Annotated in this window: 11 protein-coding genes; 1 reads left to right on the top strand and 10 read right to left on the bottom strand. The window is 64.0% G+C overall.

Annotated features, from left to right (window positions below; translation table 11 throughout):
- Positions 1 to 178 precede the first annotated feature (178 nt).
- The 10 genes from AC07FD_RS27820 to rsfS all read right to left on the bottom strand — a co-directional run bounded on the left by AC07FD_RS27820 (position 179) and on the right by rsfS (position 9,891).
- Positions 179 to 1,435, bottom strand: a complete 1,257-nt coding sequence (locus AC07FD_RS27820) for a D-amino acid dehydrogenase (protein ID WP_478352447.1) — start codon at positions 1,433 to 1,435, stop codon at positions 179 to 181.
- On the bottom strand, positions 1,432 to 2,079 hold the full coding sequence (locus AC07FD_RS27815) for a GreA/GreB family elongation factor (protein WP_478352446.1): 648 nt from the start codon (positions 2,077 to 2,079) through the stop codon (positions 1,432 to 1,434). The genes AC07FD_RS27820 and AC07FD_RS27815 overlap by 4 nt, the downstream gene beginning before the upstream one ends.
- 35 nt (positions 2,080 to 2,114) lie before the next feature.
- Positions 2,115 to 2,537, bottom strand: coding sequence for a nucleoside diphosphate kinase regulator (gene rnk / locus AC07FD_RS27810; RefSeq protein WP_478352445.1), 423 nt, complete (start codon positions 2,535 to 2,537; stop codon positions 2,115 to 2,117).
- 275 nt (positions 2,538 to 2,812) lie between these two features.
- Positions 2,813 to 3,952 (bottom strand): alanine racemase, encoded by a 1,140-nt coding sequence (alr, locus tag AC07FD_RS27805; RefSeq protein WP_478352444.1) that lies wholly within the window; start codon positions 3,950 to 3,952, stop codon positions 2,813 to 2,815.
- Between the two features lie 168 nt (positions 3,953 to 4,120).
- Positions 4,121 to 4,639, bottom strand: coding sequence for an RNA pyrophosphohydrolase (locus AC07FD_RS27800; RefSeq protein WP_478352443.1), 519 nt, complete (start codon positions 4,637 to 4,639; stop codon positions 4,121 to 4,123).
- 49 nt (positions 4,640 to 4,688) lie between these two features.
- Positions 4,689 to 5,870, bottom strand: a complete 1,182-nt coding sequence (locus AC07FD_RS27795; protein WP_095084198.1) for a divergent polysaccharide deacetylase family protein — start codon at positions 5,868 to 5,870, stop codon at positions 4,689 to 4,691.
- A gap of 281 nt (positions 5,871 to 6,151) precedes the next feature.
- Positions 6,152 to 7,483 carry a S41 family peptidase gene (locus AC07FD_RS27790; protein WP_167392059.1) on the bottom strand — a complete coding sequence of 444 codons (1,332 nt, stop codon included), beginning with the start codon at positions 7,481 to 7,483 and terminating at the stop codon, positions 6,152 to 6,154.
- A 1-nt stretch (position 7,484) separates the two neighbouring features.
- Positions 7,485 to 8,831 (bottom strand): murein hydrolase activator EnvC family protein, encoded by a 1,347-nt coding sequence (locus AC07FD_RS27785; RefSeq protein WP_478352442.1) that lies wholly within the window; start codon positions 8,829 to 8,831, stop codon positions 7,485 to 7,487.
- A gap of 143 nt (positions 8,832 to 8,974) precedes the next feature.
- Positions 8,975 to 9,457 (bottom strand): 23S rRNA (pseudouridine(1915)-N(3))-methyltransferase RlmH, encoded by a 483-nt coding sequence (rlmH, locus tag AC07FD_RS27780; protein WP_457151021.1) that lies wholly within the window; start codon positions 9,455 to 9,457, stop codon positions 8,975 to 8,977.
- Between the two features lie 56 nt (positions 9,458 to 9,513).
- Positions 9,514 to 9,891 carry a ribosome silencing factor gene (gene rsfS, locus AC07FD_RS27775; protein WP_478352441.1) on the bottom strand — a complete coding sequence of 126 codons (378 nt, stop codon included), beginning with the start codon at positions 9,889 to 9,891 and terminating at the stop codon, positions 9,514 to 9,516.
- 242 nt (positions 9,892 to 10,133) lie between these two features.
- On the opposite strand from rsfS, the gene AC07FD_RS27770 reads away from it, so the two are divergent.
- Positions 10,134 to 10,985, top strand: coding sequence for a mechanosensitive ion channel family protein (locus tag AC07FD_RS27770; protein ID WP_477300045.1), 852 nt, complete (start codon positions 10,134 to 10,136; stop codon positions 10,983 to 10,985).
- Positions 10,986 to 11,129 lie beyond the last annotated feature (144 nt).

Below are 11,129 nucleotides of genomic sequence, written 5' to 3'. Positions count from 1 at the left end.
ATCGCCATGCGTGCCGACAAAACCGACAAGAGCTTTGCCGCGTTCATTCACCTCGCCGCCGCCATCATAAGCTCCAGATGAATATCAACAGCCCTTAAAGCATGGCGCCCGAAATTGCTCCGGTTTTGGGGCAACGACATGCATGAAAGCAAAACCTGAGCAACGCCGTCGCCGCCCCCTATCGCAGATAGCGGTCCTGCGCGAGATCTCGGACATCGATGTCCGGCACCCGGCTGGAGATGATATCGGACAGCACCTTGGCTGAGCCGCACGCCATGGTCCAGCCGAGGGTGCCGTGGCCGGTGTTGAGATAGAGGTTGGAAAGCTCGGTTCGGCCGATCAGCGGCGGACCATCCGGCGTCATCGGCCGCAGCCCACACCAGAACGTCGCGTCCCGCATCGCGCCGGCGCCCGGAAAGAGATCGCCGACCGAGTGTTCCAGCGTGCGCCGTCGCGATTCGTGCAGCCTGAGGTCGAAGCCGGAAATCTCGGCCGTGCCGCCGACCCGGATGCGGTTCCCCAGCCGGGTGATCGCCACCTTGTAGGTCTCGTCCATCACCGTCGACACCGGCGCCACGGCGGCATCCTGGATCGGCACGGTGATCGAATAGCCCTTGACCGGATAGACCGGGATCGGCCGCTTCACCCGACGCATGAAATCCGCCGAATAGCTGCCCATGGCCATGACATAGGCGTCGGCGGTCATCCAGCCCTTGCTGGTGCTGAGATTGGCGATGCGGTTGCGGCTGCGGATAACGCGCCAAACCGTGAAGTCATATTCGAATTTGACGCCGCGGGCCACGCACAGCTCGGCCAGCCGGTCGGTGAACATCTTGCAGTCGCCGGTCTCGTCGCGCGGCAGCCTGAGGCCTCCGACGAATTTCTCGCGCACTCCGGCCAGGCCGGGCTCCGCCGCGATGCAGCCGTCCTGGTCGAGGATCTCATAGGGCACGCCATATTTCTTCAGCACCTCGACATCGCCACCGGTGCCGTCGAGCTGCTTCTGCGTGCGAAATAGCTGCAGCGTGCCCTGGGCACGCTCGTCATAAGCGATGCCGGTCGCCTCGCGCAGCGCCTTCAGCGTGTCGCGGCTGTATTCGGCCAGCGGCACCATGCGCGCCTTGTTGATCGCATAGCGCTCGGCCGTGCAATTGCGCAGCATCTTGACCAGCCATGTCCACATATGCGGGTCGAAGGCCGGCCGCACGACCAGCGGGCCATGCTTCATCAGCAGCCACTTGATCGCCTTCAACGGAATGCCGGGCCCGGCCCAGGGCGAGGCATAGCCGGGCGAAATCTCGCCGGCATTGGCGAAGCTGGTTTCCAGCGCCGGGCCTTTCTGGCGATCGACCACCGTCACCTCGTGGCCGGCCTCGGCGAGATAGTACGCCGTGGTCACCCCGATGACACCACCGCCCAGCACCATGATTTTCATCGTTCACTCCTTGCCGTGCCGCGTCCTTCCGGACGCCCATAGACGCGGCCGCATTTTCGATTTGCGCATGATCCTTTCCGAAAATCGATTCCGATTTTCGAGACCATGCTGTGTTGCCAGTTCACGCCGCCGAGGGACCGGGGTCGTCGTCCTCTGTCTGCCGCATTCCAGCCGTCTCGCCAAGAGGCCGCCTGTCGGTCGCGGCGCTGTAGACCAGGGTGAGCCCATATGGTCGCCTCACCTCGCCCAGGGATTTCTCCTTGACTGCGCGTCGCGCAGCCTCTGGCTGGTAAAGCACGGCCTTGATCAGGATCGACTCGTTCCTGCCCGTCGGCCTGTTCGATCATGGCCGTCTGGCCTTGCGCCATGCCAAGCATGCAAAGCCCGCGCCGCGTGGCGATCGACAGACTGGAGCCGACCGGTCCGCGCACCTCGTTTTGCACCAGGGTTCGCGTTTCGGCAGGGCCGGCATCGATGCGAAACACCACTCTGCTGTTCAGCGTCACGATATCGGGTTCGACCACATCGATCGAGACGAGATCGGCGTTTGCAAGCTTGTGTTCAAGCATATGCACCATCGGGTCCGCGAATGCCCGTCGACGCTCCAGCATGACTTCGAGGACGGCAAAGTCCTTGGTCGTCAAGCAACAGTTCGTGCCTGCCATCATCATCCCCACGATCAGAGCCGCTGCGGCTCGGAGGCGGGCGTTTCGACGGCTTCGACGGTCACCGACAGTTCCCTGCCTCCACGGCTGCTCCAGCACACCGCCTGCCCGACGGTTGCGCCGATGAGCGCCGTCCCCATCGGCGTCAGCACCGAAATCCTGTTTTCAGTGATATCGGCATCGCCGGGGTAGACCAGCGTGATGCGCTGGGTGTCCCCGTTTTCGCCACGGATTGTCACTGTCGAGCCCATTTGCACCACGCCGGCAGGCATCGCCGCCGCTTCCGTGACGACGGCCCGGTCCATTTCCGAAAGCAGCTCTTCGGCAGTCTCAGGCGTGCGGTCGAGCGACGCTCTCGCCAGGCCTGTCAGCCTGTCATGGTCGGCATCGCTGACTGTGAGCTGGTTCTGTGGGTGCAGTCCTGTTGCATGCTGCATGGCAAACCTCTTGGATTGGCGCATCGAATAGATACGCGCTTGCCGCCGTACTGACGGCAGCCTGATGAAAAGCCGGCAGCCGCGAGGGCTGTCAGGCTTGATGGCGGTGTTGGATGTATGGATGCCCCGGTTCGGACGGACGCCAACAAGGCGGCCGCGCCGGGGCTACGATCCCGCGATCGGGCAGACCCTGAACAAGGTTCTGATATGGGCGAGGTTGCTCATGCACCGACCCTTGCCGACAGGCGCAAGCTTGTTAAGCGTGGCCAAACCGCTCAACCGTCGACGTAACGCCGATGAAAGCGGTGGCCGAGGCTGGTCAGGATTTCGTAGCCGATGGTGCCGGCATGGCCGGCCGCGTCGTCGACGCTTTGCGAGGGGCCGAGCAGTTCGACGAGATCGCCCTCGCCCAGCCTGCCGGGTGGCAAAGCGGAAATGTCGAGAATGATCGAATCCATCGACACCCGCCCAAGGAAGGGCAGCCGCACGCCCTCGAACCAGGCCGCGGACGCCGCGCGGCGGTGCCAGCCATCGGCATAGCCGAGCGAAATCGTCGCGGCCGTGAGCGGAGCGGTGGTGCGGAAGGTGTGGCCATAGCCGACACCAACTCCGGCCTCCAGCATGCGTGTCTGCACCACCTTGGCCTGCAGCCGCACCACCGGCAGCATCGGGTTCGGCCTGGCCGGCGTCGGATTAATGCCGTAGAGCGCGGCACCCGGCCGGGCGAGATCATAGTGAAAGCGCTGCCCAAGAAAAATGCCGGACGAATTGGTGAACGAGGCCGGCGCCTCCGGCAAGAGTGCGCGCAGCCGCTCAAACGCCAGTCGCTGCCGTTCATTGGCCGGATGCTCCGGCTCGTCGGCGCAGGCCAGATGGCTCATCACAAAACGGACATCGATGCCGTCGAAGGCACCGGGATCGGCGGCAACGCGCTCGACATCCCTGGGCGCCATGCCGAGCCGCGACATGCCGCTATCGACCTGGATCGCCGCCGGCAGCTTTCGGCCGGCGCGGCCGGCCGCCGCACGCCAGGCCGCCAGTTGTCCGGGGCTGTTGACGACGGCAGAAAGGTCTGCCGCCACGGCGTCCGGCTCGGCACCGGGCGGAATGCCGTTCAGCACGAAAATGTCGGACCCCGGCCCGAGCGAGCGACGCAAGGCGATGCCTTCGCCCAGAAGCGCGACGAAGAAGATATCGCAACCTTCGCCGGCGAGAGCCGCCGCCACCTGACTGGCGCCAAGCCCGTAGCCGTCGGCCTTGACCACGCCGGCGCAGCGCACGCCACCCAGGTGCGTTTTCAGCCGCCGGTAGTTTTCACGGATCGCGCCAAGGTCGATGGTCAGGATGGCGCCCGCCACCGCTTCGCCTGTGGCGGCGATGTCCTCGGGCAGCGACCTCTTGGGGGCGTCGTCCATGGCGACCCTTCTCGTGGCGAATATTGCATGTGGCCCCGGTTTTGGGAGAACGACATGCATAAAACAAAAGCCTGAAGCGCGTCGCTTGAATCCGTTCAAACGCGACGCGCATTAGACATCAATAGGGCCGCCAGGCCGGCGCGGCAACTGCGGTCGTTTCGGTCGAGGCTATTGCGCCAGATGCCGGAACGCCGCCACTACTTCCTCGTAGACATGGCGCTTGAACGGCACGATCAGGTCGGGCAGGTCCTGCATCGGCCGCCATGCCCATTTGTCGAATTCGGCGGTATGGCCGCCCGGCGGCGGATTGATCTGGATCTCGCCGACATCGCCATGGAAGCGAAAGGCGAACCATTTCTGCGTCTGGCCGCGATACCTGCCCTTGAAGGCGATGCCGACGAGGTGGTCCGGCAAATCGTAATTGATCCAGTCCGGCGCCTCGGCGAGCAGCGAGACGCCGCGCATGCCTGTCTCTTCGTAGAGCTCGCGCTCGGCCGCCTGCAACGGCTCCTCGCCCTTGTCGATGCCGCCCTGTGGCATCTGCCAGAGCTGCGTCGTGCCGGCGAATTCGCTGTCCGGTTCGGCAATGCGATGCCCGACCCAGACCAGGCCGTCGGCGTTGAAGATCATCAGCCCGACACAGGGACGATACGGCAACGTTTCGCGATCAACAGTCTTCTTAGCCATCTTGCCCTCGTGCCGGCCGTTGCTGGAAATTCGATACTTGGGAGGATCGCTAGCCTTTTTGCGGATCGATGGCCACCGCCGAAATCGGCACGATCTCGATGCCGCGCTTCTTGGCCTCGGTCACCCAGGACGACACGGTGTCGACCGTGAGGTCGAAGGCCGAGCCGATGCCGACGGCAAAGCCTTTGGCACGCGCGGTGGCTTCCAGCCCGTCGAGTTTCTTCAGGATGGCGCCGCGATCCTGCACGGCATCGATCGCCGTGTCGCCGGAGACGAAGGGCACGCCGTCCTTCAGCGCCAGGTCCGGCGCCAAGCTGCGTGCCGACGAGCCATCGTCGATATAGGCCAGGCCCCGCTTGCCGAGTTCGGCCATGAACGGCTCCATCGCCGTAGCGTCGGCGGAAAAACGCGCGCCCATGTAGTTCATGACGCCGGTGTAGTTTGTCGTCCGCGACAGCGCCCAGTGTAGGTTCTTCAAATTCTCATCCGCACTCGCCGCCACCGTCAGCGTGTTGCGGCCGGGGTTGATGTTCGGATAGTCGAACGGTTCGAGCGGCACCTGCATGACGATCTCGTGGCCGCCCTGCCGAGCCGCCTGCATCCAGCGGCCGATGCTGTTGCCTTGCGGCGCGAAGGCCAGCGTCACCTCCGCCGGCAACTTGGCGATGGCCGCCTGGGTGCCTGTCTGCGAAACCGCAAGCCCGCCGATGACGATCGCCACCCGTGCACCACGCGCGCCCGACCACGGCCGCGCATAGACGTCGAACGGGCGCCGGCCATCGGCTGCCCGGGCGGGCAATGGCCCGGTCTGGCTGGCTTCGATCAGCGCCTTGTCGGGAATATGGGCGATCTTCAGGTTCTGCCCCATGGTTGACGGGTCGCGAATGACGATCCCCGCCTTGGGCGGGCCGTCGCCCTCCTCCGTCTGTACTTGGATGATCTGCGGCCCACCGGTTTTGGCGGGCGCCTCCGGCTTGGCTGCGGCCACCGGGGCCAATGCGGCCGGCGCGGCAGCGGGCTCGGCCGTCGCCGTCACTTTCGGCGTCGAAACGGCGACCTCTTGCGGCTTGCGGAACGGCTTTTCCCTGAGCGCGATCGCACCGGAGACGCCGACCACCGCCAACACGACCACGGTTGCCGCGATCGCGCCGGCGCTGACCTTGCCGGCCGCGCGCGTCGATCGGACCGTCTGTCCAAGCGGGCGTTCGATGTCCTTGCCTATGTCAGCCAAGCCGCATCCCCGGGCGCATGCTCCGAAGACGAAACCGCTTCGAAAAGACATGCGCGAATTCATCAATCCTGGCGCACCCCTGGCGCCCGCAACCCGGGGCCTCGCCTTGCCCCGAATCAAACTGCCGGAACCTTTCGGTCCCGGCAGCATCGCATTGCTTCCATCAGGCGGCCAGACCTGTTGTCGGCCCCTGGCATCGGACCCAAAAGTGGAATCCGGTTTTGGGAAAATCCGATGCCAAAACAAAAAAACTGGAGCGGCGCTTGCGCCGCTCCAGAGCTTTACTGGTTGAGAACGGCCTTTTCCGGATTGGGCGGGAAGGACGGATCGGTCTTCTGGCCGCGCAGCAGCTGCTCGGCATAGATGAGCTGCAGATCGTCCTTCGGATCCGGCGGCACATAGGCTGCCGAGCCTGAACCGGTCGAGCTCTCGTCGGCGCCCTTGATATGGCCCTTGAGGTCGGATTCGCCGCGCGTCAGGTCCCTGCCCTGCAGTTCCGGCGGCAGCGGCTGGTCGACCTTGATGTCGGGCGTGATGCCCTTGCCCTGGATCGACTTGCCGGACGGCGTGTAATAGAGCGCCGTCGTCAGCCGCAGCGCACCGTTTTCGCCGAGCGGAATGATGGTCTGCACCGAGCCCTTGCCGAAGGACTGCGTGCCGACCACCGTGACGCGGCGCAGATCCTGCAACGCGCCGGCGACGATTTCCGACGCACTGGCCGAGCCACCATTGACGAGCACGATCATCGGCTTGCCGTTGATGTCGTCGACCTGCTTGGGCTTGGCGTCGAAACGGGTGACGTCCTTCGGATCGCGACCGCGCGTCGAGACGATCTCGCCGCGGTTGAGGAAGGCATCGGAGACGCTCACCGCCTGGTCGAGCAGGCCGCCCGGATTGAGGCGCAGATCGAGCACATAGCCCTTGAGCTTGTCGTTCGGCACCTGCTTCTTGATGGTGTCGATGGCGTTCTCGAGGTCGTCATAGGTCTTTTCGGTGAACGAGGTGATCTTCATGTAGCCGATGTCGTTCTCGACCCGGAACTTGACCGCCTTGACCTTGATGATGTCGCGCACGACCGTCAATTCGATCGGCTTGTCGGCGCCCTGGCGCAGGATGGTGAGCTTGATCGGCGTGTTGACCAAGCCGCGCATCTTCTCGACCGCGTCGTTGAGGGTGAGGCCGCGAACCTCCTCGCCATCGATCTTGGCGATATAGTCGCCGGCAAGCACGCCTGCCTTGGCGGCCGGCGTGTCGTCGATCGGCGTGATCACCTTGACCAGGTCGTTTTCCATGGTGACCTCGATGCCGAGGCCGCCGAACTCACCCTTGGTCTGCACGCGCATATCCTGCGCCTGCTCGGCGTTCATGTAGGAGGAGTGCGGGTCAAGCGAGGAAAGCATGCCGTTGATGGCGTTCTCGACCAGCGACTTGTCGTCGGGCGGCGTCACATATTGCGCCCGCACCCGCTCGAAGATATCGCCGAAGATGGCCAGTTGCTTGTAGGTCTCCGACCCCGCAGCGTTCGCCGCCGAGCCGGGTGTGCCATAAACAAGGCTCATGGCGGACGCGCCCATCAGCGCACCGGCAAACAGAAGCGACAGTTTCCGCATCATTTCACGTCCTTCCAGAAAAACGGTCCGCCCACCATGGGGCCGGATCGACGGGTTTTCCATCCTTGCGGAACTCGACATAAAGTTCCGGTGTGGCATTTCCATTCTTCGAAACCGAGGTGCTCGCCACCCGGGCCTCTCCCATCGCGCCGACCGGCTCTCCTGCGAGCACTGATTGGCCAGTCGCGACGCTGATTCTGCTCATCCCCGCCAAAACGACATGATAACCGTCGCCTGCGTTCAGGATCAAGAGTTGACCATAAGAGCGAAACGGCCCCGCATAAAGCACATTCCCATCCGCCGGCGCGGTAACGATGGCTCCCGATTGTGTCGCAACCATGTCGCCAAGCATCACTGCGCCGTTACCGTCCTCGGCACCGAATCGCCGTTTGATGCGGCCGGTCACCGGCAATGCGATCTGCCCCTGCAGTGCCGAAAAGGGTGCCGCTGCGGCAAGTCGATTGCCTTCCGGTACAGGCAGGGACGCCAATTCCGCTGGGGTCTCCGCCGGCGCTGACGTCTTGTCGCCGTCCGCCGTCTTCTGCTCGGCGGCCTTGGCCGCATCTGCCGCCTTGCGGCTTTTGTCGGCTTCGAGCGAGGCGATCAATTCCTTCAGGCTGCCGGCCTTGGCCGCCAGCGCCTCGGACCGCTGCTTTTCAGCGGCCATTTGCGTTTGCGTGTCGGCCTCGAGCTTCTGCTTGGCCTCCAGCAACATGCCGAGCCGCTTCTTTTCCGCTGTCTGGTCGCCGACTGCCGCCGTCAACCGCGCCCGCTCGGCCTCGATCGAGGCAGTGACCCGCGACTGCTCCTTGAGATCGGCCAGCAGGCTATCGGTCTGCTGGCGCAGTTCCGGCACCACGGCACCGAGCAGGATGGCGCTGCGCACCGACGACAGCGCGTCCTCGGGCTTGACCAGGATCGCCGGCGGCGGGTTGAGCCCCATGCGCTGCAGGGCGCCCAGCACTTCGGCCAGCACGTCGCGCCGTGCCGCAAGCGATGTGCGGATCTTCTGTTCCTGGCCCTTCAGTCCTTCCAGCTTGGCGCCGATATCCTCGATGTCCTGGCCGAGTTTCTGCTCGGTCATGGCCGACTGGATCAAGGCGGCGGTGATCGAGGCATGGTCCTTCTTGATCGTCGCGATGTCGGCGGCGAGCTTGGCCAGGCGCTCGGACGACAGCGTGATCTCCTTCGAGACCTGTTCGTATTCGGCGCGGCTCTGGTCCGGATCGGGGGCAAGGTCGAGCGTGTTCTCGGCCCGCACCGCGTGCAACGACAGCACGAGCATCGCCGCCGCGATGCCGCAGCGCGCGCGCCATGAGGCCGTCCCTGATGATTTCCCGTCTTCAGACATTGAAGCCGGACTCTATGCGTGGCTTCGTTAACGAACAATCAACCATGTTCGAAAGCCCCCCTAAACCATGTGCGAGAGCCCCAATTGGCGCAGTCTGGTGCCGCATTGGGGCGGAAATCCGTATGGTCGCGCCAAACCACCGGTTACGAACGATGATAGGGATGGCCGGAAAGGATGGTCGCGGCCCGGTACAGCTGCTCCCCCAGCATCACGCGGACCAGTTGGTGCGGCCAGGTCAGCAATCCGAACGACATCACCAATTCTGCCTGATCGCGCAGCGGCTGATCGTGCCCGTCGGCGCCGCCGATGGCGATGACCAGCGCCTTGCGGCCGCCATCACGCAGCTGGCCGATGCGCCCTGCAAAGTCTTCGGAGGAAAAATTCTTGCCGCGTTCGTCGAGCAAGATCAGTGCGGTGCCGGGCTGCAACTGTCCCTGCAGCTTCTGGCCTTCGTCGCGCCGGCGCTCGTTGGCAGTCTGCGCGCGCCCCTCGGCGATTTCGGCCACGCCGGCAAACTCTAGCCCCACCGCCGGGCCGCTTTTGGCAAAGCGCTCGAAATAGCGGTCGGCGAGCTGCTTCTCGGGGCCGGCTTTCATCCGGCCCACGGCATGAACTGATACCTTCATCCTCGCCCCTATAAGCCGCCAATGCATGCCTTGACATGCATCAAAACAAAGGCGGCTTAGTGGATGGTCTCTTCCTCGAGGTCCGGCGCCTGCCACATCTTTTCGAGATTGTAGAATTCGCGGACTTCTGGACGGAAGACATGGACGATGATGTCGCCTGAATCGATCAGGACCCAGTCGGCGCCTGCCAGCCCCTCGACGCGCGCCGTGCCGAGACCGGCATCCTTGAGCGCCTTGAGCAGGTGATCGGCGACAGCCGAGACATGACGGTGCGATCGACCCGACGCGACGACCATGTAGTCGCCGAGGCTCGATTTCCCCTGAATGTCGATTGAGACGATGTTTTCGGCCTTGGAGTCTTCCAGACTGGCAAGGACTGTCTCGATGGCGCGGGACACGGCGTCGTTTACGCTGATCCCGGCCGGCGAAGGCATGATATCGGCCTTCTTCCGCAGTGCTGTTCTCAGTGTATTTCCTTTCGCAGCAAGAACAACCAAATCACCCCCAAAAGCAGGTGACACCGCTTAAATAGGCAGAGTTCCGTTGCAGTTTCAAGACGGCGCCCTGTCGCGCACGAACGTATTGTCGGTCCCGCGGTTCCACCGCATGCCGAAAAAGATCGGAACCCATGGCGCCTGCGTGGGTTATCGGGTCGCCCACCAACCGGATTTTCCCCATGCCTATCGACCCGCAGAACACCCTTCTCACCGTCCAGGCCGGCCTTGCGCAACTCAGCACGCTGATCGTTTCCTACGCCTTCTCGGCCATCGGTGCCGTCATCCTCCTGGTTGTCGGCTATATCGTTGCCGGCCTTGCCGAGCGTTCCATCTCCGCTGGCCTCGGCCACATCCATGGCTTCGACGCGACGTTGCGGCATTTCTTCTCCAAGATCGTCCGCTATGCCATCCTGATCCTCGTCACCATCATGGTGCTCGGCCAGTTCGGCGTGCAGACGGCGTCTATCATTGCCGCCATCGGGGCCATCGGCCTTGCCATCGGCCTGGCGCTGCAAGGCACGCTGCAGAATATCGCGGCCGGCATCATGCTTCTGGCGCTGCGGCCATTCCGTATCGGCGAATCCGTCGAGGTCGGTTCGATCGCCGGCTCGATCGAGGAGATCGGCCTCTTCGCGACGAGGCTCAGGACCGCCGACGGCGTCTACATCCTGGCGCCCAATTCGACGCTATGGAACCAGCCGGTGCGCAACTACACGCGCAACGGCGTCCGCCGCGGCGACATCACGCTCTCGATCGGCTCCTGGAACGACATCGACCGCGCCCAGAAGACGCTGCTTGCCATCGCCACCACTGAGCGCCGGGTCAAGCGCGAGCCGGCGCCGATCGCTTTCGTCGCGACATTGGGTGAAAGCACGGTCTCCATCGCCTTGCGCTACTGGACATCGGCCGCGGATTTCTTTGCCACCCAGGCCGATCTCACCAAGCGCGCCAAGCAGGAATTCGACGCGGAAGGCATATCGATCCCGCTCCCGCCACCCGAAGCGCCGGCGCCGGAAGCCCGCCGGCAATAAAGCATGATCCCGACGGCGGCTTTCGGTTTTCGGAAAAGATCATGCTAAGGGCTGTTGATATTCATCTGGAGCTTATGATGGCGGCGGCGAGGTGAATGAACGCGGCAAAGCTCTTGTCGGTTTTGTCGGCACGCATGGCGATGC

Source organism: Mesorhizobium waitakense (assembly GCF_056431085.1).
The sequence above is the reverse complement of the archived record's forward strand: the minus strand, read 5'-3'. Positions and strand labels throughout refer to the sequence as shown.

Bases quoted from the DNA above. Each gene is read 5' to 3' on its own strand.
- AC07FD_RS27790 (WP_167392059.1), bottom strand. From the start codon at position 7,483: ATGATGCGGAAACTGTCGCTTCTGTTTGCCGGTGCGCTGATGGGCGCG.
- rnk (WP_478352445.1), bottom strand. From the start codon at position 2,537: ATGCAGCATGCAACAGGACTGCACCCACAGAACCAGCTCACAGTCAGC.
- AC07FD_RS27770 (WP_477300045.1), top strand. From the start codon at position 10,134: ATGCCTATCGACCCGCAGAACACCCTTCTCACCGTCCAGGCCGGCCTT.
- alr (WP_478352444.1), bottom strand. From the start codon at position 3,952: ATGGACGACGCCCCCAAGAGGTCGCTGCCCGAGGACATCGCCGCCACA.
- rsfS (WP_478352441.1), bottom strand. From the start codon at position 9,891: ATGCCTTCGCCGGCCGGGATCAGCGTAAACGACGCCGTGTCCCGCGCC.
- AC07FD_RS27800 (WP_478352443.1), bottom strand. From the start codon at position 4,639: ATGGCTAAGAAGACTGTTGATCGCGAAACGTTGCCGTATCGTCCCTGT.
- AC07FD_RS27785 (WP_478352442.1), bottom strand. From the start codon at position 8,831: ATGTCTGAAGACGGGAAATCATCAGGGACGGCCTCATGGCGCGCGCGC.
- rlmH (WP_457151021.1), bottom strand. From the start codon at position 9,457: ATGAAGGTATCAGTTCATGCCGTGGGCCGGATGAAAGCCGGCCCCGAG.
- AC07FD_RS27820 (WP_478352447.1), bottom strand. From the start codon at position 1,435: ATGAAAATCATGGTGCTGGGCGGTGGTGTCATCGGGGTGACCACGGCG.